This window comes from Butyrivibrio sp. TB, from assembly GCF_900110805.1.
In the GTDB taxonomy this organism is placed as follows: domain Bacteria; phylum Bacillota; class Clostridia; order Lachnospirales; family Lachnospiraceae; genus Butyrivibrio; species Butyrivibrio fibrisolvens_C.
Genome location: NZ_FOER01000006.1, coordinates 1 through 24,450 on the forward strand (window position 1 = coordinate 1; position 24,450 = coordinate 24,450).

Below are 24,450 nucleotides of genomic sequence, written 5' to 3' on the forward strand. Positions count from 1 at the left end.
AAAACAGCAAAAAGAAGTTTTAGTAAAGACAGCGCAGGCTATGCCTAAATCAGATGCTATGGACAGGCTAATAAAAGAGCTACTTGGCGACAGACTTCTGGAACTTAGTAGATATGTGATGCTGGATACGCTAAACAGATCCATGACAATAGACAAAACAGCACTTATAGATGCTGGATATACGCTAATAACTCATTAATGGGCGGGTCAATTCACAGTGTAAAAATCGGGATTTAGAAATAAATCTGACCCACCTCTAAAATCGCTAGTTTTGATTTTAAGGTGGGTCAGATTTAAGTATAAAAGTGGGTCAATTTTACTTGACAATCAACAGCAGGGGCATGAGGTTTATAGCTATATAAACATTGGCTCTATAGAATCGTTCCGTGATTATTATGATGAATATGAAGATCTGACACTTGATGTCTATGAACACTGGGAAGAAGAGAAGTGGGTAGATGTCTCTTCAGGCAGATGGCAGGAGTTCATCCTTGATATACTGGCGCCTGACCTTTTGGATAAAGGAATAGATGGATTTTTTGTAGATAATTGTGATGTCTATTATCAGTATCCTGAAAAGGAGATCTTTGAAGGACTTACTGTTATCATGAAAGGTCTCATAGCTACAGGAGCAGAGGTTGTTGTCAACGGCGGAGATGCTTTTGTTACTGCATATACAGATGAAGGCGGGGATGCAGATGATATCATAACAGGTATCAATCAGGAATCCGTACTTACAAGTATTGACTGGGACGAGGAAGAGTTCCATGAAGCTGCTGCAGATGACGAGGAATATTTTAAGGACTATATAGAGACATATGCAGATGATGGCATTGATATATACCTTTTGGAATACACTGATGATCCGCTTTTGTCCATGAAGATACGCCGTTATTGCAAGGCGCATGGCTTTAAGTATTATATATCGGATTCACTGGAACTTGATCTCTGACTTTCTTGATCTTTAGAGGATGTTGCAGTCATGGAACTTTTATGATCTAAATGATGTACCGTGTTAAGTTAACAGAATGTGAACGCTTGTCTGTGACCTGTAACTTTCGAATTGATATCTGTGTTCTGTTAAACGGCCCCTGTTAAGTAGTGATATTAGAAAGGGCTGCCTGACTCTATATGATACCCTAGCGCAGACAGCAGCTTTAAGTGCCTTGACAAGCGTTTTGTATATAGATACACTATACATATAAATATAGTGTATCTATATTATAAGAGGTGTATTATGGGTGCTATTTATACCAAGGCGCAGAAGGCTGCGACACAGAAATATATAAACTCAACCGATCAGATCAGGGTTAGAACGAGTAAAGGCAATCTTGATTTTATTAAGAATCATGCTATGAATATGGGTGAATCTTTTGGAGAATTTGTTAATAGGGCCATTACAGAAGCTATATATAGGGATAGAGGAGATGTTTTTGTAGAGAATACCCATAGCGATGAATATGGGATTTCTGGAAAGCTTCTTTTGTCTAAGGATAATCAGTATGAGATGGATTATATCATTGATGGTGTCCGTAAGATTAAGCTGCTTGATAAGAGAGAGGATGTACCGGAGAATTTCATTTCTGATTATGCCTGGATGTCATTAGAGAATGAGTATGAGAGTGATCTGTTAGGTGGTGAATAATATGGCTATGTTTACGCTTATGCGCAAAAATGAAGAAATAATGATGCTTCAGATTGGTGAAGACGGTAATATTGTAAAGCTTGGTAAAAAGGAGAATCTCGATATTTTGCCTTTGCAAAACAGGACCAGTCCCAGGGGTATCATCGAATGGTGGAGAGATAGAGCAATTCCTATAAAGCAGGGCAAAATTGAAAAAATGCTTAGAGAAAATGGGATCGAGACAAGTGGTCTTTTTCTTACGCACAATCTGGGCCTTAGCCTGACTGATTATTATTGGATCAGGCCTTTGGGATCTGGTCTTACATGGGAAGATGTTAATCTTTTTGATAATGATTTTAAGGAAAATCTACTGCTTGGTAACATCAGTTATAACGATGATGAAGTTAGAGAATATCAGCCCAATTCGTCTCTTCAGGGTAATCTGGAAAAGACATGGATTATAGATAATGGAATCAGAAAACTTGTTAAGGGGAACCACGATATCTATTCCAGTGAGAGCATCAATGAAGTGATAATAGGCGATGCTATAAAAGCTCAGGGCAGAGATAGTGTCTGCTATTCGCTCCTGCATATTGATGGCAAGAATTATGATTATGGCTGCATTTCCGACTTGTTTACTTCTCAGCAAAAAGAGCTTGTTTCAGCATATGCAGTTATAACAAGCGAACAAAAGCCAAATAATATTTCAAGATATGAGCACTTTATTAATGTGTGTGATAAGAATGGACTTGATAGAAATATAGTAAGAGAATATCTTGAATTTGAGATACTGATAGACTTTATTTTTAGTAATAGAGATAGGCATCTTACTAACATCTCTGTATTAAGGGATGCGGAATCTTTAAAATTTATATCGATGGCTCCAATTTATGACAGTGGTAAGAGCATGATGGTCGAAAGAGATATAGTTCCAATAACAGATAAATTTGTTCTGTCTCAGCAGGCTCAAGGTTTTAAGGAAAGTGAACTTGAACTTCTTAAATATGTTCAAAACAGGAAACTTATAGATGTTAGCTTATTGCCTGATGCCTATTATATAGAGGATATGTATCGTAAAGATTCTCAGGTAAGTGAGGAGAGAATCAAATTTGTTACTGAGATGTATCGTAGGAAAATAGATATGTATGAGAAGTTCTCTTCAGGTGCAAATCTTAGTGAGATCAGGTTTTGAAGTGATTATTTTTGAAAAAGATCTGTCTATTACTTTCTGAAACCTCATCTTTAAAAACGAAATCCTGCTCATCAACAAGCTTCTTGAACCCCTCATAAGAGTCTATGGTTTTAAAGAAGTCTACGCATGCATCGATATAGCCTATGATTTCTCTAAACAGGTCATCGGCCTTTATTACCTTAACTATTTTTTATTTTTCCCAATCCACATCATGTATCGAATACTTATTGGTTTTGATTACCTTTTCGGTTGTTCCGGTTTGGGTATCATACACAAAAATCTGAGACCACATAACGGGAACCGTATCCACATAATACATTATGTATCTTCCATCCTCTGAAATACGAATTATTTTGTCTCCACCGTTGTCTCTGGTATCCGCTGTTGTGCCTTCCAAAAGTACAGTAGTCGTTCTTGAAGCTATGTCGTATTGACCAATTCTATTATTTCCGTTATAGATAATGGATTTTCCATCAGGTGATATCTCGAAATCACGCACCCATCCATCTTCATGTATGATTACTGAGCTTTTACCTGTTGATATATCAATGCAGTACAGATAGTTATGAACATACTGCTTTATATAATCAGTGGCTATATAATAAGCTTTCGTTTCATCATCTGAAACACAAATCTTATTAATATAATATTTACTGTCATCCTCAGCAGATGCAGTCCCTATCAGCTCATAAGAATTATCCGCCGGTGTGTACCGGAATATCCTGTTATAGTTTGAATAATATATAGCTGTCTCGTCCGCATTATAGAAAATTTTCGAAACATCTATTTCCTTACCGCTGACTGTGTCAAGCATTTTACGGGGTTCATCCGGTTCATACTTAATATCCTTCTCACTTGTGTTAGTGAATGTATTGTCACTGCTCTCCCAATGGACCGTAACTCTTTTATTTCCCTCTTTAGCATAATAGTTCCCTGAAAATTCAATATCCGGATATTTTGAATAATCAACCTTTTTAAAAAAACCTTTACTTTGCAATTTATAAAAAGCAGTACAACCTATCGCCATTATCATAATTGCAAAAACCAGAAGAGTCCCTATCAGGCGTTTTCCTTTGAAAAAACCTTTTTCGTAAAGCAGAGTAAATCCCCATACGACTATACCTATTACTCCCGCTATTAGTATCAAAGGGATTAAAATTTGAAGAATAAGTGCTGCAATATGAAAATCGACAAACATTGCAGCAAACAAGAGCAGAATAGCTACTCCAAACGGCGCCAGTGCCAGAAGAAACGACTTACCCCACTTCTTATTATCGCTAATAATTACATAACCAACTACCGGCGAAAACGCCAACGCTATACATAACAATATTTTTAATAACTGCATTTCCCCATTCCCCCAAACTTTCTAAAGTGTCCTCTATAAATTAAGATTATAGGACATTTAGCAGAATGTTTGAAGTTATCTTATTGCGAAATAATAAACGGTTAAAGAACGGCGCGTAGGTGATTCCGGGGAGATTCAACTGCGAGTTGAATTACTTATTATTGCGTATGTGATAAGATATTGGGGTGAGAGGGGGGAGGATGTATCACCAAGCAGCTTTCCAAGTAATAAAAAGTATTCTTTGGAGGAAAGAGTATATGACTTACAAAGAACATATGGATCAAGAGTTAAACCGTGGAATTGAAATTGGTCGAATTCTCACACGCTTTGAAGATGGTATGCCAATAGAGGAGATTGCTGAGAAATCAGGCATTACAGTGGAGGCTGTAAAGAAGATTCTTGAAGAGTATAAGATGATCTGATATTGATCGGATGTAGGAAAGCCTGGATGGAATGTCTGGGCTTTTGTTTGTTTTAGGATTGTGAAGATTCATGACGGGAAATGCGTTATAATGGTAGTGATGCATAATCAAAAAAGGAGAATATACAGCCATGCTTAAAATATACTACGGAGATTTGGAATCCGATAATTATATTTTTAATCCGGATGTGTTTTTTAATAATAGTTATGAAGATGAATGGATAACTGACAGCTTTTCTGTTGAGATGATAAAGGATATAGATAAATCGGATGTTATTGGACCTCGAGTTATAGACAGTCCGTTCCTTGGGTCTATACCTGTTGAAAGGTTGTCTGGTGGCGTTAAGACTTTGATCCTTATGAATAATGATTCGGAGCATATTTTTAATGCATCTGCATGTGGCGACAACTGTGCAAAGTGGATTTTGAAAATTGCTGAGAAAAAGGATCTTACCATAAGGCTTGGCTATCTGATGGATTTTGGAAAAGACAATTTGAATATTGAAATCGTGAATCTTGGAAAGACTGTTCATAATGGCATTGAACTCGTCGAAGCAGTATTGGATAATCATTTGATTTAAGGCAGGTTGATATGGTAGGAAAATACGATATAGAAGTATATAACAACAAAGCCCATTATTTCCTTACTGTTAAGAGGAATATCACTATTCTTCAAGGCGATAGTGCCAGCGGAAAGACTGAACTTATAAGGCTTATTGGCGAATATGAAGCAAACGGAAATTCATCCGGAATCACTATTAAATGTGAGAAGAAATGTACTGTACTTACAAATGTTGATTGGGAATTACGATTGGCTTCGTTAAATCAGAGCATTGTATTTATTGATGAAACAGCATCTTTTCTGAAGGGAAAGAAATTTGCTGAGATGGTTAGGGGGTCAGACAACTATTTTGTCATTGTTAGTAGAGATGACCTTGCACTACTCCCTTATAGTGTTGAAGAAATATATGGATTAAAGAATGTATCCGATTCATCAAAATATAAATCTTATAAAAAAGTATACAATGAAATGTACAAGCTTTATAACTTGGCAGATGTAGCCGGCAAAGTTGAACCGGAGGTTGTCATTACTGAGGATTCAAATTCTGGATATGAGTGTTATAAGCATATCTATGGTGACAAATGCGAAACAGCCGGAGGCAAGAGTAAAGTATACGAGTGCATAAGACAAAGCGATAAAGACAGCATTCTTTCTATAGTTGATGGAGCTGCTTTTGGGGCTGATGTTGGTAAGGTGATGAGATATCTTACTCTGACAGGGAAGAAGTGTGTGCTTTACGCTCCGGAATCATTTGAGTATTTATTGCTTAAAGCAGGGATAATTGAAGTCCCTAAAGCTGTTTTAGAAGAAACATATAATTATGCTGATAGCAGTAAATATCTGAGCTGGGAAGAATACTATACTGATTATATTGTTCAGAACACTCAGAAGACAGTTTTTAGATATGGCAAGACAAAGCTCAATGAGAATTACACAGCTCCTAAGATTATTGATAAGATAAAGAATGTTATGCCTGAGCAGATATTATAAGATTTATATCAGTGGGAAGTTTTATTGGGTCATGATGACCCAATAAATGACCCAATAAAAAACAGATAAGCGAAAATTTCAGAGATTCCGGCGGCAAGCGCTATGCGGATAATTGGATTTTAAGTTTATAAGTGACATTTTTAGTTTAAGCAGTTTAGATCATGGAGGTGTCTGGCGGCACCTCTATTTTTACGTTACAGCACGTAGCAGGTGTTTTGAAAAGTGCTACTATAGTAGCAAAAACAAGGCGATTTACATGGAAATTGCTATTATAATAGCAATTGCGAGGAGGAGGTATGGCTATGGTCGATACTGATTATTTGTGGGATACACCGTCAGATGTTGCCCTTAGGCTGGCAAAGAGAATTAAGGCTACAAGGAAAAGAAGGAGAATAACACAAAAGCAGTTGGCAGGAAGAAGTAATGTTAGCTATGCCACTTTGCGGAAATTCGAAAAGACAGGCCAGATCTCGCTGGAATCGTTTATAAAGCTTACTATGGAACTTGGGCTGGTTCAAGAAGTAAACGATCTTTTTTCAGAGCCTGTTTATAACAGCATTGAGGAAGTTGTTAATGCTAGTAAATATAAGGTATAAATGTTTTGCAGTGGAAGTAGAGTGTGATAAGTGGATTGAAGATCATATGAAGAAATGAAGGTCGGTCATGATAAAAAAGAAGTATAAACTGATCATTAGATTCAATATTATTGGATGTATATTCCTGGTACTTACGATATTTTCTTTTGTCTTGATGCATCATTTAAAGACACAGGGCTTTGAGAAGGCTACCTCGCTGGCTGAAAATTATGAGGATGAGACAATTAAGGTTGGAGAGGCGTCATATGTTGATATCGTAGAGCGCCCTGTAAAGATATGCCGATATTCGGATGATGTGACGTACTATGAAATAAATGATGGCGACAGATTCTACATTATGCGAGCCGGCAACGACTGGTATGACGATATGATGGATGGAATTGCTGAAGATGGTGAGTTTCACGTAGTTGGATCTGTTCTTAAGATAAGTGACAGTGATAAGGAGACTATCAAAGAGCACTTTAATGATAAGCTTCCTGATAATGTAGAACCTTGGACGAAAGAGTCTTTTGACGACTACTATAAGGGCGTTTGCATACAGTACATGTATCCTGTGAGAATGGCTATGATATGTGTATATGTTGGCTTAGTACTTGCCTTATTTGCATTTCTGTTCCTCTTAATGGGAATTAAGGGATTTGTAAGCTTCAATAAGACACTGCATGGTATTTCTGATACTCAGTTACAGATGATAGACAATGAGCTTTTGGATCCCGCTACGATGGTTATTAAGGTTGCAAATACTTACCTCACGCCGAGGCGTATCGTCTATGCGGATATAGATCTGGCATTTATTCCTTATGAGGAGGTTGCGAGGGCATATAGGTCTGATGCTTCTTATAAGGGCGTACATAGTGTATTTGTCACAGTCGTAACAAGAGATGGCAGGAAGCATAAGATTGCCATGATGAATGCGCTCTTCAAAGGTGTTAACGAAGCTGTTGATACGATTCTTTCGGAGATTCACAAGCGCAATCCGAATGCGGTGATTGGGGAAGAGCAGTAATGAACCATAAGAATTAGTTAAAAATGAAGCTCCCGGAATAGTGAGGTATCACTACATCGGGAGCTTTTTCGTGAAGTGTTTTTCATGAAATCGTTGATTCCTGGTACATATCGATGATCTTGTACAATTCTGCGTTAGGATCATCGATCATCTTAATTTCTGTATCCAGCTGCAGGAGTTTGTCCTGATCAGCTGTTCTCATTTTCCATTCAGGAAGGCCTTCCCCATTTGGATTGCCGGTTTTAGCGAAGTTAACCCAGTACTGCTGCATTATTTCAGAGAGTTCGTAATCTTCCTCGCTATAAAGTCCCGGGTGCCTCCAGAGATTTCCGTAGGCGTAGGGGATGCTTGCGTATACTTTTACCGAGTGATCTTCGTTATATACTCCGGTAAGGTCGCCTTGTGCGATGCTGACAACGCCTGTTACGTCAGGATTCTTGTTATCCACTGCCGGTACATTCTTGTAGGGCGGGTACAACTTTGATTTTGACGAACGGGGATTTCAGTTGTATTTCATTTAAAATGAACGGGGATTTCGGCTGTATTCCATTAAAAACGAACGGGGATTTGCGTGATTTTTTGATTTACTCGAATGGGGATTTGCGTTATTGATACAGACTGATGCATAAAAAAACCACTAAATCCTTTTGAAAATGTCAAAACACATGCATTTGATCCTTTTAAAAATGTCAAAACATAACTACTGAATCCTTTGAAAAATATAAATATTCAACCGAAAAATCCTTTGAAAAACAACAATTCATGCTGCTGGATCCGTTGAAAATAGCCGATAATTGTCATATAATGGTACAAACAGGAGGCTTTCTATGTTAAAAAGAGATATCTGGGATAAACTTATTGATTGGAAAAATCGAGATCATCACCCACTTGTAATAAGAGGGTTAAGACAGATTGGAAAAACATATATTGTTAGAGAATTCGGAAAGGAATTCTTCGAAAGTTGCATATATATTGATCTTAGAGCTAATAAAACTGTACATAGTGCTTTTGAGGGGGATTTCGATGTAGATAAGATGGTCATGTCAATTTCTGCAGTGGAAACAAAAGCCAGATTTATTCCGCATAAAACACTTATCATTCTTGATGAGATTCAAGACTGTCCTAATGCAAGAAGTTCTTTAAAGTATTGGGATATTGATGGGCGATACGATGTCATAGCTACCGGAAGCTTTTTGGGTGTTAAAGGCTTTCGTGAGCCATATATAAGAGGAATTCCTGTTGGTTATGAAGAACAAATATCTATGTATCCTCTTTCGTTTCGTGAATTTTTGAAAAACACTGGAATTGATGAGAAAGTATTGGATTATGTTAAGGAATGTATATGTAACCAAGAAACAATAGAAAAGACAATTCATGAAAGTATGAGAACTTTATATCTTCAGTATCTGATAGTTGGTGGTATGCCAGAGGCTGTGAATAAATTCTTTGCGACTCATGATCTTAATGCTGTCAGAAGTGTACAAAAATCTATCTTGAAATCAATAAGGGACGATTTTGGAAGATATAAGGATAGCAAGGGGAATGACAAAGTAAATGAAGTGCTTAAGCTCCGAGCAGAGGCCTGTCTTGATTCCATGACTTCACAGCTTTCAAAAGAATATAAGAAGTTCCAGTATAGCCTTGTAAATGTAAAAGGAAATTCACCTGAAAAAGCTGATGGACTTCAATATCTTATTGATGTTGGCCTGATTTATAAGTCTTTTAACACAAAGGAGATATCATTCCCATTAGAAGGGGTAAAAATTCCCACAGAATTTAAAGCCTTCTATTGCGATACAGGACTACTTGTATCGCAGCTTGGCGATGATGTCCCAGCCAAAATCCTTTCAGGAGATATTAGTTCCTATAAGAGTGCTATAGCTGAAAATATGGTTGCTTCTGCCTTTGCTACAAATGGTATGAAATTATACTATTTTCATGCTCCGAGTGGATCTCCAGAACTTGACTTTTTATATGAAGATGAGGGCAAAGCCGTAATAGTTGAATGTAAGGCTACCAACAATAGAGCAACAAGTATGAAGTATGTGATCAGTCATCCAAAGAAATATGGTGCACATCCGGCTATAAAGTTCTCTGATACCAATATAGGTCAAGGCGAAGGATTCACTACATATCCGCTTTACGCCATCGGTTTCATGAAACCTGATACAAAAAGTAATATTGTTGCACCGGTAGATGTCACACATCTCAAAGTGCCTGATGATAAGTGATTAAATTGAACATAAAAAAGTGCCGATGTCATCGGCACTTTTTCGTTGTTATCGGAACAAAAAAGGGGCTGTCGCATTATTATTTGGAAACTCATTTTTTTACGTAGAAAATGAAGCCCTGAAATTGTAAGTTATGTATAGGCTCTTTTTGTCTTTTTAGTATCTATATTACAAGATATGTATAAAAATTATCTAATGTTTAAGAGCAAAAATTAGATAATGTGCATATAATGCGGCTTTGGACGGAGTTTGAGAACAGGAAACTGATAATGCAAAAAGTATACTATTACGATATATTTCAATTGACTTAATATATATTTTTCTCCTATCATATAGTTGTTGCGTTTTGACAGATAGGAGGTGTTTAGCTTTGCGTACAAAATTAAAAGGTATTAAAAAAGCGATGGTATTATTAGGGGTGTCGCTTGCGCTGACTTCTCTGAAACCTTTGCTTCCTGCAAAGACGGTTTATGCTGCGGGGACAGATAAGACCGCATCGGAAGTTGTTTCAGACATGACAGTTGGCTGGAACATTGGAAACAGTCTGGATTCATTTGGACAAAGCTCCAATTTCCCCTACACAAGTTCTAACGAAACCTATTGGGGGAATCCCAAAACAACAAAGGCTTTGATCGACTCTGTCGCAGAAGCCGGTTTTAATACAATCCGTATACCTGTATCGTGGGGGCAGTACACAACAGGTTCTGATTATCAGATTCCTGATTTCTTCATGAGCAGAGTTAAGGAAGTTGTTGATTATGCTATCGCTAATGATATGTATGTAATTCTTAATACACATCACGATATCAATTCTGATTATTGCTTCTATGTTCCCAATAATGCTAATAAGGATCGTTCAGAAAAATATTTTAAGTCTGTATGGACACAGATAGCTAATGAATTCAAGAACTATGATTATCATCTTGTATTCGAGACAATGAATGAGCCCAGACTTGTAGGACACAGCCAGGAGTGGTGGTTCCCTAGGAACAATCCAAGTTCTGACATTCAGGAAGCTGTTGCCTGCATTAACGATTACAACCAGGTAGCTCTTGATGCTATCAGAGCAACAGGTGGTAACAACGTGGCAAGATGTGTAATGGTTCCCGGTTATGATGCTTCAATAGAAGGCTGCATGACAGATGGCTTCAAGATGCCCAAGGATTCTGCACAGGACAGACTGATCCTTTCAGTTCATGCTTATATTCCTTATACATTCGCACTTGCAAGTGATACATATACCACTCAGTTTACAGATAACCTTAAGGGAGATATTGATTCATTCTTCAATGATCTTAATTCCAAGTTCCTTTCAAAGAACATTCCGGTTGTTGTAGGCGAGACAAGTGCTACTAACAGAAATAATACTGCAGAGCGTGTTAAGTGGGCAGATTATTACTGGGGAGCAGCTGCAAGATATAGTAACTTGGCAATGTGTCTTTGGGATAACAATGTGTACGAAAACAATTCCGCTGGTTCAGATGGCGAGTGCCACATGTATATCGATAGAAATACTCTCCAGTGGAAGAATCCTGAGATCATAAGTGCTATCATGAAGCATGTAGATGGAACTCCTGCTACTATCAATGGTCAGCAGATTCCTCAGACTGATCCTCAGCCGCAGCCAGACCCACAGCCTTCAGAACCTGATCCTCAGCCTTCAGAACCTGATCCTGAGCCTGTTACAGGCGGTGATCTTAGTGCTGAGTACACTATCAATAACTGGGGCACAGGATACCAGATCATCATCAAGGTCAAGAATGATTCTTCACAAGCTGTATCTGGCTGGACTGTAAAAGTCAATAAGAGTCAGGTTAAGATCGATTCAAGCTGGTGTGTAAACATCGAAGAGTCAGGTGATTATTATGTGATCACACCTATGTCCTGGAATGCTACTATTCAGGCTGGTTCATCAGTTGAATTCGGTATTCAGGGAGCCGGATCAGTCGGTTCATCCGTGGATATCACAGTAGAATAAGATCTTTGAGCTTGTAGACATGATTAACTAAAATCAAAACGCAATGATAGAGCATGATCAAGCTAAAATATGTATAGCTACAATGGGAGGGGCCTTGGCTCCTCCCATTGATATTAAAACTATTTTCGATTCTGAATTACAGACTGACCTGTTTGACCATGAAGGGGAGAGTGTTGTTATGTTAATATTAGTTGCTTACAAGAGGTGTGTAGCCGCTTTGCTTTACGATTGCCTGCCCCTCTTCTGAAAGTATGAAATCTATCAGGATTGGTATATTCGGGTTGGTGTTAGATGAGTTGTAAACGGCGTAGAAGCTATCTGCAAGGGGGTAGGTTCCATTGGCGATATTTTCTTCGCTTGGGTATACGCCGTCTAATGCGAGCATTTTGACATCAGAATTGCCGTTTAGTCCTGTTACATAGTATCTGAATGAAAAGCCGATCGCTCTGCCTGTTAGTGCACCAAAGAATGAGTGTTTCATTTTCTGACCGTTCATAAAAGAGAGCATTGCGGTCTGGCTGCCACTTCCAACGTTTCTTTGAACGGCATCTACAAGACGGTTGTCGCCTCCGACCTCAGACCAGTTTGTGTACTTTCCGGTATAAAGACCCTGAACCTGTTCGATAGTCAGGTTTTCTACAGGGTTATCTTTGCCCACAATAAAAACAAATGCTTCGTAGCCGATAGGTACCAGGGTGAGCTCGACGCCGTTTTCGCTTGCATATGCGAGCTGTTCTTCTGAGGGCTGAGCGCAGAAGATTATGTCGGCACTTCCATCAACTACTGCCTGATATGCGCCTCTTGTATTACGGAACTGTAGGGAGCTGTCTGTTGTAAAGTCAGTGCCGTCAAATGATACGCTGTCTTTTGGATAAGTTGCATCTACAAAAGCTGAGAACATGGGATACAGAGCAGCAGCTCCGTCTATTACCGGGAGATCGCCTGAAAGCTTAACATCTGTATCAATGTGGCAGATGCCGGACTTTTCTGTGAATGGGAGATATTCTGAAACTTCTATGGAACGGTTCTTCATTTCCGATGATCTGTTATCGATATACCTTTTGGTGACAATATTAAATATTGATATATCAAAAAGGAATATGGCAAGAATCATGCTGATGATGATACATAGCTGTTTGCTTGTTTTCATCTTAATTACCCCCTGTTAGCTATGTAAGAAATAATGGAACAGTCTTTATATAACAAGTAGGACCATACGCCAAGAACTACAATGCTGATGATCCCAAGAATCGAAATTACTACGATTATTTTTAAAAAGGTTTTGTTGTCCATGGAAACCTCCTTACATATATCTGACCATATTGGTGATGAGCCACATGACAAAAAGGTAAAAAGCTATTATTACAAAAAGAAACAGAGCTGAAAGACACAATGAAATAATGCGAATTGTGCAATTGTGTTTGTCACTCTTGTCTCTTTTTATGAATAGGATAAGAGAAGCAATGAACCAGATCAAAACACCTACGGGAATTCCTAAGAATATTAAATCAAACATGATCGCATCAAAAATCATACAATGTACCCCCAAAAAAATTTAAATGAAGCAACTTAAAGATGGTTTTATATAAATGATGATGCAGGTGTCAAAAGAACTTTTGACACCGATATCATTAAATATGTAACATTATTTATTTTAACAGAGATTGGTATATAAATCGATACTTATGGCCATCAGTATACTAACAAGTTTCATAAGTATGTGCTAGAATTAAATCACACAGTGGATGTGCAGCAAGTGCTATGCGTGTGATGGGAGTTTATATGTAAATAGCAGGCTATGAATGCATTCGTTACTGTAAATAAAGAGGGAACACCAGGGAGGGGATCTGGCTATTGATCTTTTTGTTTTTCGGAGGATGTTTTGGTTATTGAGCTTTTTTTGACATTTGCTAGGATAGGTCTTTTTACCTTTGGCGGAGGGTATGCTATGATCTCGCTGATACAGGATATCTGCGTTGATAAGAAGAAGTGGATCACCCATGATGAGATGATGGATATAACAGTCATCGCAGAATCAACGCCAGGGCCTATAGCTATAAACTGCGCGACATATGTAGGATATAAGAGGCGCGGGCTGATGGGGGCTATTGCAGCTACTGTAGGAGTGATCCTTCCATCTTTTATCATCATATATGTGATCTCCATGTTCCTGGACAGCTTCCTTGAGATAGCATGGATAGCGAGCGCATTTAAGGGGATCAAGATAGCTGTTGGGCTGCTTATACTGGATGCGGCTCTTAAGATGATCAAAAAGATGCCCAAAAGGCCTTTTCAGATTGCTGTATTGATAACAGTTTTTGTCATCATGATGGCTGTGAATATTTGCGCTATCAAGATATCATCCATTACGCTGATGCTGGTGGCAGGTCTTTGCAGCCTGCTTATATACAGTATCAGGAATATGACTACCAGGAAGGGCAGCAGATGATGATATATATAAATCTTTTCTTTGGATTTCTAAAAGTGGGCTTGTTTTCTTTTGGCGGAGCATATGCAGCGATCCCTCTTATAAGAGATGTGGTGCTACACTACGGATGGCTTGATGAAGAGAAGCTATCATACATGATAGCTGTGAGCGAGAGTACGCCGGGACCTCTTATGATCAATATGGCTACATACGTAGGCGCAGTGACAGCAGGAATCCCGGGAGCGCTTCTTGCAACCTTCACTGTAGCTCTTCCTGCCTTTGTGATCATCATACTTATTATGATCTTACTTAAGAGCATTTTGGATAGTCCTTATGTTCAGGCAGTGCTTAGAGGTTTAAAACCCTGCATTATGGGTATCATCCTGGCTATGGGTGTCAGCATGATATTACAAAATACCATCATCAAGGGGATGTCTGTAACTCCCGATATTAAGGCGGCTTTATTTTGCGCTGCTTTGGCAGTTGTATATTTTGGCTCCAGGAAGGTATTAAGATCAGGTATATCGCCTATAGGACTTATATGCATCGCAGCGGTGATGGGGATTATAGTATATTAACTCAAACTTCCTACTTAGACAGGCCGGCATCCCCAAAGTCTTTACTGGGGCAGGCAGTATATATATCATTGCCATGCTTTTAATAGTTTTATTAAATTCATGAGCGTGATAGATGGAGATTTTCATTCTGCCCGGGGTCCACATGTCTGAGCGAAGCGAGTTTGGACCCCAGAATGGAAAGCTCCAGCTATCATGCCTTGAATTATAAAACTATTAACAGCATGGCAATGATATATATACTGCCTGCCCCAGTAAAGACTTTGGGGATGCCGGCCCGTCCAAGTGGCAATAATGACAACTAATGATAAAAATATAGCAATAGTTTTTTAGTCTGAACAAGTCCCCCATTGTACAATTGTAAGTGGCAATTCCCGTATAGGCATATATCTTATGGGATGGCACAAATTGTAAATGGGGGACTGACATTATGAGTAAAGACGCTAAGATAACGATCCATCCGCAGTTTAAAACAGGTGATATCAGCAGGAGACTTTTTAGTACGTTCCTAGAGCCGATCGGCACTATGGTCAATGGTACTATGTATAATCCCAAGCATCCTACAGCAGATGAAGAGGGCTTTAGAACAGATATCATCGAAGCTCTTAAAAAGACCGGAATGCCTGCTATAAGACTTCCCGGTGGCAACTTCGTATCAGGCTGGGACTGGAAGAATTCCATAGGACCCAAGGAAGAGAGAAGGACAGTTCTGGATCCTGCATGGTATCAGTATTATACCAATCAGGTAGGTCACGATGAGTACCTTAGCTGGGCTGAAAAGGTTGGAACTGAGCCTATGTATACTGTCAATCTTGGCACAGGCGATATCCGCGATGCCATGGCGATAGTAGAGTACACCAATCACAAGGACACAAGCTACTGGGCAGAACTTAGAAGAAAGAACGGGCATGATAAGCCTTACGGCGTCAAGACCTGGTATCTTGGTAATGAGATGGATGGTCCTTGGCAGCTTGGGTCATGGGAGAAAGATCCAAGAGGATATGGCAATCGCACCAATGAAGTGTCCAAGGTTGTCAAGTGGATCGACCCTTCTATAGAGACTGCTGTATGCGGTTCGTCCGCACCGTTCATGGACCACTTCCCAAGATGGGATGAGGAGGTTTTGGAGCAGTGCTATGAATCTGTCGATTATCTGTCAATTCATCACTATCACATAGCACCTCCCGGAGACCTTAAGGCTCTTCTTGGCGGATCGCTCTATTATGAAGACTTTATCAATACAGAGGTAGCTCTGTGCGACCTTGTTGCAGCCAAGATGAGATCTCCTAAGAAGGTCATGATCTCTTTTGACGAATACGGATCTATGGTTCGCCCTCTGTCGCCTCTTAATCCTGGCTACGGACCTCACAACATGTACAGAAGTCACTATGTATTCAATCCTGAGAGAAAATACATAATGCACGACCCTGACAATATGGAAGACAGGATCTTCCCTGGCAGCGAGATGGTACATGCCCTCTCTATGGCATCTATCCAGCTGGCGCTTCTGCGTCATGCTGACAGAGTCAAGATCGGTTGTATGACAGGAGGCCTTGGTGCTCTGTGCGCTTCAAACCATGATCATGTATGGAAGTCTGCATCCTTCTATCCATTCACAGACCTTATCGAGTATGCTAAGGGAACAGCTCTTAATACTGCTGTTGAGAGTGAGACTTTCGATATCCCCGGATATGCGATCGATGACAACTCCCAGTATCCTACCAAGGAAGGAGTGCCTTACATCGATGCTGCATCAGCTTGGGACGAGGACAAGGAGCGCGTAGCTATATTCGTTATCAATAAAAGCGATAGCGACGAGTACCCTCTGACTATAGACGCATCTGGTTTTGAAGGTTATCATAAAGTGTGTCACAAAGCTATGTATACAGAAGATATAGATGCAAGGAACTCTTTTGAAGATCCTGATATCATAAAGCCTGCAACTGTCAGCGGTGTGACCTTTGAAGATGGCAAGGTCAAGACCTATGTTAAGCCACTTTCCTGGAACGTTATTATTTTGGAAAAATAATGTATTTGTATTTACACACTTTTTATACAAATAGAATATGACTTTATGGCCCGACCGGAGTGGAACGTAGATGTGAGAGTTTCGAAGAAACGTAACAATCTGGTAGTCATATGATTATAAAGTTTGGAAGTAGCTTGGTTATTTAGAAAAAGATATATTCGAGGTAGCAGCGATGAGTTTTGAAACTGAAAAGTACAAGTATAAATACGAAGTTCACATGCATACGGCCCAGTCCAGTGCATGCGGCAAGACTGATGGAAGGGATTATATAAAGAAGTTCAAGGAACTTGGCTATGACGGTATGATCATCACAGATCATTTCTTCCGTGGTAATACAAGACCTTCAAGACACCTTCCCTGGTCAGAATATATAGATGAGTTCTGCAAAGGCTACGAAGCTGCCAAAGAAGAAGGCGACAAGCAGGGCTTCAAGGTATTCTTTGGCTGGGAGGAGAATCAGCACGGAGATGAATACCTCATCTATGGCCCTGATAAGGACTGGCTCAAAGCTCATCCCGAGATAATAGATGCTGATCACCTTGAGTATATGAAGCTCATCCATGAAGCCGGCGGCCTTATAGTTCAGGCTCACCCCTTCAGAGAAAGAGGTTACCTCTCTGACATATACCTGCACCCATATCAGTGCGATGCCATGGAAGCTTGCAACTATGGCAATCCCGAGTATCAGGACATTCTTGCCTATAACTTCTGCAAGGACAGAGGCATCACCATGACATCCGGCACAGACCTCCATGACGTCAACGTCTTAGAAGGCAGCTGCGCCGGCATGCTCTTTGAAAAACCTATCGAGAGCATCTATGACTATGTAGATGCGATAAAGTCAGGAACAGGCTTCATGCCCCTTATCCCTAACGAGCGTAAGATCATGACAGCTGATACCGCCAATACACTTCCTATGACACTGTTTGACGAGGCTAATCATGGAAGTAGCGTAGAGCTGGGCGACCTTTTTCCAAACTATAAGAAGGCATGAAGTACGAGTACACAATCAATAAGGAGAAAATATTCATCTATGGAGACGACACTTAAAAGAAAAAGCACTAATCCTATTGTTTCATCTATTTATACAGCAGATCCCGCACCTATGGTGTATGGAGATAAGCTTTATCTATATACAACTCATGACGAAGACGAACTCGTTAACGATTTCTATACAATGAATGACTGGAGATGCTTCTCCACAACCAACATGGTTGACTGGGAAGACCACGGCAAGATCTTCTCACTTGATGATATCGAGTGGGCAGATGCAAGAGCCTGGGCTCCGCAGTGCATCGAGAGAAATGGCAAGTTCTACCTCTATTGCCCGGTTAAGAAAAAAGACAGCGGCATGGCAATAGCTGTCGGCGTATCAGATAGCCCTGTTGGCCCTTTCAAGGATCTTGGACATCCTCTTGTAGACGAAGGCGACTGGAATGACATCGATCCTACAGTATTCATCGATGATGATGGCCAGGCATATCTGTATTTTGGTAATCCTGAACTTCGCTACGTCCTCCTTAATGAAGACATGGTATCATACGATGAATCCGTGGGAATTGTGAAGGTACCTATGACTCAGGAGTCTTTTTCCAAAGGAAGCCACATGACAGGAACATCCTACGGCGAGGGACCTTGGTTTTATAAAAAAGATGGCCTCTACTACATGGTCTATGCTGCATTTGCAGAAGGCAAGAATAGAAACGAGCACCTTGCATACTCTACATCAACATCTCCCACAGGACCATGGGTATATGGCGGCGTCCTCATGGCAGAAGAAGAGGGAGGCATCTTCACTAACCATCCCGGCATCTGCGATTTTAAAGGACATTCATATCTCTTTTACCACACAGGAGATCTTCCGGGAGGAAGCCTCTTCCACAGAAGCGTGTGCGTAGCCGAGTTTAGTTATAATGAAGACGGTTCTATCAGCACTGTTCCTATGTGCGACGGCGTTGAGGAAGTGTGATCATTAAGATAACAGAATAGAACATATATGTTTTTTATAATGATAATAAATAAAAAGTATAGCTCATTCTAGTCGTTTGCTTATATAATGAGGTAGGTGTCAAAACTTCCTTTTGACCCTTACGTCATATAATGGATTTGCTGGCAAAATCAGCTTATATGTTAGTAGGTATGATAGTTGACGAAAGGATTTTTAATATGAAGTTTGAAAATGATCAGAATGAAGCTGTAAACAATACAACCTTTCTTGAAAGATTTGAATTCAGAACTATTCATAATGACGAGATAGATCAGGCTATAACTATAGAACACACATGCTTCCCGCCACACGAAGCATGTTCACCTGAGAATATGACTTCAAGGATAGGAGTAGCATCTGATTTCTTCCTTGTAGCAGTAGATAAGACTACTGGCAGAATCGCAGGATTCTTGAACGGAATCGCTACTAATGAGACTGAGTTTAAGGATGAGTTCTTCACAGATGCATCAAACCATGATCCAGGTGGAGCCAATGTCATGATCTGCGGCCTTGATGTCCTTCCGGATTATCAGATGAAGGGCCTCGGACGAGAACTTGTAAGGCAGTATGGAATCCGCGAGAAAGCAAGAGGCCGTAAGAGCCTCGCCCTTACCTGCCTCGACAGCAAAGTTGGCATGTACCTAAAGTTTGGCTTCGTAGACAAGGGAATATCAGGATCTGTCTGGGCCGGCGAAGAGTGGCATGAGATGAGTCTTGCATTATAAGAGCATGTAAATTGCACAGCTTTTTTGGTTAGCTTACGATGTGAGAACATGAGAGATTATTATCTGATTTAGAAATAAACGAATTGTCAGAGGACAATCTACGGGGTATAATAAAGTTCTGTAAGCCTTGATCGTGTAGGCATTCTCTATATGATCAGGGCTTAATTTAAAGTTATGTTTGGGAGGAATCATATGAAAAAGAAGGCAGTAGTAGCACTTTGCAGCCTTATGGCTGTGCTGAGTCTTGCCGCTTGTGGCAAGGGCAAGGAGACATCTCCTGAGAGTGAATGGGCAGGAGTGTATATTGGTAAGGACGGAAGCCTCCTTATCCTATGTGAGGATGGAGGAGGATACATCAATGGCGGTACCCCTGATAATTACAAGATTAAATGGAAAATTGATGATGACGAGATCGTGATCAAATGTGACAGATTCGAAAAGCTTATCATCGACATTGACGATGCAGAGCCTGATGATACAATCTGTGTATCCGGCAAAGAAGGCCAGTCATGGAGAGACGAGGACTTCGATAGAACAGAGATATATGAAGAAGACTGATTTAGGGGGATTATTAAATGAAAAAGAAAGCAGCAGCTTTGATCTGCACTATCATGACAGTTACAAGTCTTGTCGCATGTAGCAAGACATCACCTGAGAAAGCCTGGAGCGGAGCATATATTAATGATGACGGAATGATCCTTGTTTTAAGTGAGGACGGCTCAGGTTATCTCAATGACGGCTATGGCAGTAATCTGGAGATCGAATGGGAGATCGATGATGAAGAGATCAGCTTTGAAGCAGATAACGGAATGGATTTCACGATCGACATAGAAGACAAAGAGCCTGGAGATAAGATCACTGTAAAAGGAAGTGATAAAAGTTCAGATAAGTTCAAACGTGTAGAGATATACGAAGAGAAATAAAAAAATAAAGACGCCAAAAACCTGATTTTTAAGGCTTTGGCGTCTTTTTTAGTGATGCTGTCGTCATATAGGAGAGCTGACTAAATAAAAAATGACCCGACGTGGTTCTCTTTGATAAGAGACGCGCCAGGTACTGCTGCTGTTACAATATAAGTGGACTAGACGGGAGTCGAACCCGTGTCCAAAAGCTCGTCCGCTGTCCTTCTACTATCATAGTAAACTGTTTCGGGTTGCCCCATTTTCCTCATCAGACCATCAGTTTACGAACAACCTGAATCGGTAGCTTCATGTTACGCCCACAATCTCAAAGCTTTGAATGTGTCGTTTCCTGCCAGAATGGCGCCAGATTCCAGATGAGCAGGTGCATCTGGGCTGACGGCTGCAGCACTTAGGCTGCTGCTAATTCGTAATCGTTGTTAGCGTTTACTTTTAAGTTTGAGGTTTAACGCACCATCCCGCGGATAGCTTCTCCAGTTTCAAAACCCCTGTCGAAACCTTTACTAGCCCATATTCAATTTATAAAACACAGATGTGCTCTAGTATTATATCGGATTGCAAGGAGAATTTCAATATTGTTCCACGAAATAGTTGCCAAAAATCGCCAAAGGTGGTAAAAACTATATCTGGTCATCATATGCTTATATAGAGCAAATGTTCAAAAAATATGATATTATAGTTTCGAATATATATCAAAATTATCATATGAAGATAGGGAGGATCTACCATGAACAGATTATTATCAGTAAAGACCATCGTTGCAACAGCGATCGGCGCAGCATTATTCTTTGTATTGGGCAGATTTGTAGCAATTCCAAGTCCTGTTCCGAATACTAATATTTCAGTTCAGTACGGCGTTCTTGCTTTCATTGCAGGAGTGTTCGGACCTATAGCAGGTGTTCTTGCAGGACTTATAGGTCACTTTTTCATCGACTTTAGCTACGGCTGGGGCGTTTGGTGGAGCTGGGTTATAGCTTCAGGTTTCTTTGGCCTTATTATGGGTGTTATCTCATTTTTCCTCAAACTCGATGAAGGTGAGTTCAATATTAAGGGTGTCGTACTCTTTAATGTAAGTCAGGCTGTATCACATATCATAGCATGGGTAGTTATAGCTCCTACTCTTGATATACTCATATATGCTGAGCCTGCCAACAAGGTATTCCTTCAGGGCGTAACAGGTGCGATCATCAATATCATTACAACTGCTATTGTAGGAACACTTCTTTGCATTGCATATTCAACTGCAATTCCTAAGAAGGGTAGTCTTAAGGAAGAAGATTAATCTTTTATATGTCAGAAACAATTATAGAGTTTAAAAATTTTGGATTTCAGTACAAAGCTCAGGCAAAGCCTACTCTTTATGATATAGACTTTGCCGTATCCAAGGGTGAGAAAGTACTGATAGCAGGTCCGTCAGGATGTGGCAAGAGTACGCTTGTACACTGCATCAACGGACTTATACCATTTTCATACAAAGGGGATATGACAGGAAGCGCTACCATAAATGGTAAGGAGATCCGAAAGCTCAGCCTTTTCAAGATAGCGCGCACTGTAGGAACTGTCCTTCAGGACAGCGATTCCCAGTTTGTTGGTATGACTGTGGCAGAGGATATAGCATTTGCACTTGAAAATGACTGTATCCCGCAAAAAGAGATGAAGGATCGTGTGCAGAAAGTCGCTGATATGGTCAATATCGGCGACTTTATGTCGCATGCACCGTCGGAAGTATCCGGAGGACAGAAGCAGCGTGTATCCCTTGCAGGAGTCATGGTAGATGATGTTGATGTCCTTCTTTTTGACGAGCCTCTTGCCAATCTGGATCCGGCTACAGGCAAGCAGGCCATAGAACTTATAGATGAGATTCAGAAAAAGACAGGTGCGGCTGTGATAATAGTAGAGCATAGAGTAGAAGATGTGCTCCACCGCTATGTTGACCGTGTAGTACTCATGAACGAAGGACGCATAGTAACAGATACAACGCCTGATAAGCTCCTGGCAGGTCACTTTTTAAGAGACTGCGGTGTCAGAGAACCTCTGTATGTGACTGCTTTGGAATACGCCGGAGTATCAGCATCTGAAGACAAGCACCCCTGGAATCTTGAATCTATGGTGATAGATGCTAAGGATACAGAGCTTGTAAGAAGGTGGTACAAGGACACGCCTCTTGCTGTGGATAACAGGGATAGAGATGTCCTTATGTCAGTCAAGGATATTACTTTTTCTTATGAGAAGAATAAAAAGACTGTACTTGATAATATCAGTCTTGATATATATAAGGGCGAGATGCTTGCAATAGTCGGAACCAACGGCGCAGGCAAGACCACTTTTTCCAAGGTTGTATGCGGATTTGAAAAGCCTGCATCAGGCAGTATCACTTTTGGTGGGCAGGACTTCCTTCCAAAGAGTATCAAGGAAAGAGCTGATCATGTCGGATATGTACTTCAGAATCCTAACCAGATGATCTCACAGGTCATGATCTATGATGAAGTTGCTTTCGGTCTTAGAAATCGCAAGGTGCCGGAGGATGAGATACAAAAGAAAGTGGAAGAGGCGCTTAAAGTCTGCGGTCTTTGGAAGATGCGTAACTGGCCTGTTTCGGCTCTTAGCTTCGGCCAGAAGAAGCGTGTTACTATAGCAGCTATCTTGTCTATGGGGCCTGAGATGATAATCCTTGATGAGCCCACAGCAGGTCAGGATTATAGGCATTATACGGATATCATGGAGTTTCTTAAAAAACTTAGAGACTCCGGTATCACTATCGTGATGATAACTCATGATATGCATCTGATGCTTGAGTATGCAGACAGGGCGGTTGTCTTTTCACAAGGAAGGATAATTGCTGATGACAGACCGGCAAAGATCCTTACGGATAGAGAGATAGTAGACAAGGCGAGCCTTAAGGAGACATCTCTTTACAATCTTGCCTTAAAATGCGGGATAGAAGATGGTACGTCTTTTGTCCAGAGATTTATCGATTATGAGAGGAATGAAGTAAGGTCTCATGACTAATTTATTTAATTATATTGACAGACCATCAAGGATACACAATCTCACGGGCGCGACCAAGCTTATATGCCTTCTTTTGTGGAGCTTTGCGGCAATGGGAACATATGATACGAGATTTCTGGCCCTTCTTTCTATAGGTGGGGTAGTGCTCTTTTATATAGGTCATATCCATCTTAAGGATGTGTCATTTATGCTGGGATTCACTATGGTATTTCTGGTACTTAATACCATACTTGTGTACCTCTTCTCCCCGCATCATGGCACGGAGATCTATGGTACGACTACATATCTGTTTGGGATGAGCGGACATTTCGGACTTACGGCAGAGCAGCTGTTCTATCATCTTAACTACTGGCTTAAGTATACGGCTACGATACCGATCATACTTCTGTTTGTATGCACCACTAACCCTAGCGAATTCGCTGCTTCTCTTAACAGGATAGGGGTTAGCTATTCTATATCGTATTCGGTGTCGCTGGCGCTTCGCTATATTCCTGATATTCAGCGCCAGTACGATGAGATCAGCAAGGCAAGCCAGGCAAGGGGCGTTGAGATGAGCAAGAAGGCTTCTATAATTAAGAGACTTCAGTCAGCATCTGCAATCCTCATACCGCTGGTCCTTACCAGTATCGACAGGATCGAGGGTATCACCAATGCTATGGAACTTCGCGGCTTTGGCAAAAACAAAAAGCGCACCTGGTATATGGGCAAAAAATTCAAAGCAGCCGATTATGTAAGTATGATAGTGTGCGCAGGTCTTCTGGTGATCTCTATCATGCTCAACATTCATAACGGCGGACGCTTTTATAATCCGTTTAAATGATCATATATT

General features: G+C 40.3%; 26 protein-coding genes and 1 other RNA gene. 22 read left to right on the plus strand and 5 right to left on the minus strand.

Annotated features, from left to right (window positions below; genetic code table 11):
• The 4 genes from BMX21_RS19315 to BMX21_RS05110 form a co-directional block, all read left to right on the plus strand.
• Window positions 1-199: hypothetical protein (locus BMX21_RS19315; RefSeq protein ID WP_177173930.1), on the plus strand; the 199-nt coding region annotated here is incomplete at its 5' end.
• A 72-nt stretch (window positions 200-271) separates the two neighbouring features.
• Window positions 272-952 carry an endo alpha-1,4 polygalactosaminidase gene (locus BMX21_RS05100; protein ID WP_092042060.1) on the plus strand — a complete coding sequence of 227 codons (681 nt, stop codon included), beginning with the start codon at window positions 272-274 and terminating at the stop codon, window positions 950-952.
• Window positions 953-1,237: 285 nt separating this feature from the next.
• Window positions 1,238-1,645 (plus strand): hypothetical protein, encoded by a 408-nt coding sequence (locus BMX21_RS19320; RefSeq protein WP_177173931.1) that lies wholly within the window; start codon window positions 1,238-1,240, stop codon window positions 1,643-1,645.
• Between the two features lies 1 nt (window position 1,646).
• Window positions 1,647-2,816: a hypothetical protein gene (locus BMX21_RS05110; protein WP_027217147.1), complete on the plus strand. Its 1,170-nt coding sequence runs from the start codon at window positions 1,647-1,649 to the stop codon at window positions 2,814-2,816.
• A gap of 190 nt (window positions 2,817-3,006) precedes the next feature.
• Here BMX21_RS05110 and BMX21_RS05115 read toward each other — a convergent pair whose 3' ends face one another.
• Entirely contained in the window at window positions 3,007-4,164 is a 1,158-nt protein-coding gene (locus BMX21_RS05115; protein ID WP_092042062.1) for a TolB family protein, read from the minus strand.
• A gap of 257 nt (window positions 4,165-4,421) precedes the next feature.
• Between BMX21_RS05115 and BMX21_RS05120 the strand changes: the two genes are divergently transcribed.
• The 5 genes from BMX21_RS05120 to BMX21_RS05140 all read left to right on the plus strand — a co-directional run bounded on the left by BMX21_RS05120 (window position 4,422) and on the right by BMX21_RS05140 (window position 7,739).
• On the plus strand, window positions 4,422-4,586 hold the full coding sequence (locus BMX21_RS05120) for a helix-turn-helix domain-containing protein (protein ID WP_177173932.1): 165 nt from the start codon (window positions 4,422-4,424) through the stop codon (window positions 4,584-4,586).
• A gap of 130 nt (window positions 4,587-4,716) precedes the next feature.
• Window positions 4,717-5,166 (plus strand): DUF4869 domain-containing protein, encoded by a 450-nt coding sequence (locus BMX21_RS05125; protein ID WP_022757493.1) that lies wholly within the window; start codon window positions 4,717-4,719, stop codon window positions 5,164-5,166.
• 11 nt (window positions 5,167-5,177) lie between these two features.
• Window positions 5,178-6,137 carry a translation initiation factor 2 gene (locus tag BMX21_RS19325; protein ID WP_177173933.1) on the plus strand — a complete coding sequence of 320 codons (960 nt, stop codon included), beginning with the start codon at window positions 5,178-5,180 and terminating at the stop codon, window positions 6,135-6,137.
• A gap of 296 nt (window positions 6,138-6,433) precedes the next feature.
• Window positions 6,434-6,733, plus strand: a complete 300-nt coding sequence (locus BMX21_RS05135; RefSeq protein WP_027204987.1) for a helix-turn-helix domain-containing protein — start codon at window positions 6,434-6,436, stop codon at window positions 6,731-6,733.
• Window positions 6,734-6,800: 67 nt separating this feature from the next.
• Window positions 6,801-7,739, plus strand: coding sequence for a hypothetical protein (locus tag BMX21_RS05140; protein WP_092042067.1), 939 nt, complete (start codon window positions 6,801-6,803; stop codon window positions 7,737-7,739).
• Between the two features lie 82 nt (window positions 7,740-7,821).
• Here the strand turns inward: BMX21_RS05140 and BMX21_RS05145 are convergent, their stop codons facing one another.
• Window positions 7,822-8,187, minus strand: coding sequence for a carboxylesterase family protein (locus BMX21_RS05145; protein ID WP_242952877.1), 366 nt, complete (start codon window positions 8,185-8,187; stop codon window positions 7,822-7,824).
• A 379-nt stretch (window positions 8,188-8,566) separates the two neighbouring features.
• Between BMX21_RS05145 and BMX21_RS05150 the strand changes: the two genes are divergently transcribed.
• Together BMX21_RS05150 and BMX21_RS05155 are read left to right on the plus strand one after the other, a co-directional pair.
• A complete protein-coding gene (locus tag BMX21_RS05150) occupies window positions 8,567-9,970 on the plus strand; it encodes an ATP-binding protein (RefSeq protein ID WP_092042069.1) in 1,404 nt (467 codons plus the stop codon).
• Between the two features lie 370 nt (window positions 9,971-10,340).
• Window positions 10,341-11,948 carry a cellulase family glycosylhydrolase gene (locus BMX21_RS05155; RefSeq protein WP_242952878.1) on the plus strand — a complete coding sequence of 536 codons (1,608 nt, stop codon included), beginning with the start codon at window positions 10,341-10,343 and terminating at the stop codon, window positions 11,946-11,948.
• Between the two features lie 187 nt (window positions 11,949-12,135).
• On the opposite strand, the gene BMX21_RS05160 is transcribed toward BMX21_RS05155, so the two are convergent.
• Together BMX21_RS05160 and BMX21_RS19330 are read right to left on the minus strand one after the other, a co-directional pair.
• Complete coding sequence (locus tag BMX21_RS05160) at window positions 12,136-13,098, minus strand: PstS family phosphate ABC transporter substrate-binding protein (RefSeq protein WP_092042072.1); 963 nt, start codon at window positions 13,096-13,098, stop codon at window positions 12,136-12,138.
• A 5-nt stretch (window positions 13,099-13,103) separates the two neighbouring features.
• On the minus strand, window positions 13,104-13,241 hold the full coding sequence (locus BMX21_RS19330; protein ID WP_155243814.1) for a hypothetical protein: 138 nt from the start codon (window positions 13,239-13,241) through the stop codon (window positions 13,104-13,106).
• Window positions 13,242-13,830: 589 nt separating this feature from the next.
• Here BMX21_RS19330 and BMX21_RS05170 point away from each other — a divergent pair.
• The 8 genes from BMX21_RS05170 to BMX21_RS05205 all read left to right on the plus strand — a co-directional run bounded on the left by BMX21_RS05170 (window position 13,831) and on the right by BMX21_RS05205 (window position 20,615).
• Complete coding sequence (locus BMX21_RS05170; protein ID WP_092042077.1) at window positions 13,831-14,397, plus strand: chromate transporter; 567 nt, start codon at window positions 13,831-13,833, stop codon at window positions 14,395-14,397.
• Window positions 14,394-14,954 carry a chromate transporter gene (locus tag BMX21_RS05175; RefSeq protein ID WP_022755414.1) on the plus strand — a complete coding sequence of 187 codons (561 nt, stop codon included), beginning with the start codon at window positions 14,394-14,396 and terminating at the stop codon, window positions 14,952-14,954. Before BMX21_RS05170 ends, BMX21_RS05175 begins: the two co-directional genes overlap by 4 nt.
• A 427-nt stretch (window positions 14,955-15,381) precedes the next feature.
• Entirely contained in the window at window positions 15,382-16,980 is a 1,599-nt protein-coding gene (locus tag BMX21_RS05180) for an alpha-L-arabinofuranosidase C-terminal domain-containing protein (protein WP_092042080.1), read from the plus strand.
• A 172-nt stretch (window positions 16,981-17,152) separates the two neighbouring features.
• Entirely contained in the window at window positions 17,153-17,974 is an 822-nt protein-coding gene (locus tag BMX21_RS05185; RefSeq protein ID WP_092042083.1) for a PHP domain-containing protein, read from the plus strand.
• Between the two features lie 39 nt (window positions 17,975-18,013).
• Window positions 18,014-18,949 carry a glycoside hydrolase family 43 protein gene (locus tag BMX21_RS05190; RefSeq protein WP_092042086.1) on the plus strand — a complete coding sequence of 312 codons (936 nt, stop codon included), beginning with the start codon at window positions 18,014-18,016 and terminating at the stop codon, window positions 18,947-18,949.
• A gap of 197 nt (window positions 18,950-19,146) precedes the next feature.
• Window positions 19,147-19,692 carry a GNAT family N-acetyltransferase gene (locus tag BMX21_RS05195; protein ID WP_092042304.1) on the plus strand — a complete coding sequence of 182 codons (546 nt, stop codon included), beginning with the start codon at window positions 19,147-19,149 and terminating at the stop codon, window positions 19,690-19,692.
• 192 nt (window positions 19,693-19,884) lie between these two features.
• Window positions 19,885-20,250, plus strand: coding sequence for a hypothetical protein (locus BMX21_RS05200; RefSeq protein ID WP_022754841.1), 366 nt, complete (start codon window positions 19,885-19,887; stop codon window positions 20,248-20,250).
• 17 nt (window positions 20,251-20,267) lie between these two features.
• The gene (locus BMX21_RS05205; protein ID WP_022754842.1) at window positions 20,268-20,615 is read left to right on the plus strand and encodes a hypothetical protein; all 348 of its coding nucleotides are present in this window, start codon (window positions 20,268-20,270) and stop codon (window positions 20,613-20,615) included.
• Window positions 20,616-20,766: 151 nt separating this feature from the next.
• On the opposite strand, the gene ssrA is transcribed toward BMX21_RS05205, so the two are convergent.
• Window positions 20,767-21,122, minus strand: a transfer-messenger RNA (tmRNA) gene (ssrA, locus tag BMX21_RS05210).
• 217 nt (window positions 21,123-21,339) lie between these two features.
• Between ssrA and BMX21_RS05215 the strand changes: the two genes are divergently transcribed.
• Genes BMX21_RS05215 through BMX21_RS05225 form a run of 3 tightly spaced genes read left to right on the plus strand, consistent with a single transcriptional unit; the run spans window position 21,340 to window position 24,441 of the window.
• Complete coding sequence (locus BMX21_RS05215; RefSeq protein WP_027204999.1) at window positions 21,340-21,894, plus strand: ECF-type riboflavin transporter substrate-binding protein; 555 nt, start codon at window positions 21,340-21,342, stop codon at window positions 21,892-21,894.
• Window positions 21,895-21,902: 8 nt separating this feature from the next.
• A complete protein-coding gene (locus BMX21_RS05220) occupies window positions 21,903-23,621 on the plus strand; it encodes an ABC transporter ATP-binding protein (protein ID WP_092042089.1) in 1,719 nt (572 codons plus the stop codon).
• The gene (locus BMX21_RS05225) at window positions 23,614-24,441 is read left to right on the plus strand and encodes an energy-coupling factor transporter transmembrane component T family protein (RefSeq protein ID WP_092042092.1); all 828 of its coding nucleotides are present in this window, start codon (window positions 23,614-23,616) and stop codon (window positions 24,439-24,441) included. The genes BMX21_RS05220 and BMX21_RS05225 overlap by 8 nt, the downstream gene beginning before the upstream one ends.
• The last annotated feature ends 9 nt before the right edge of the window (window positions 24,442-24,450 follow it).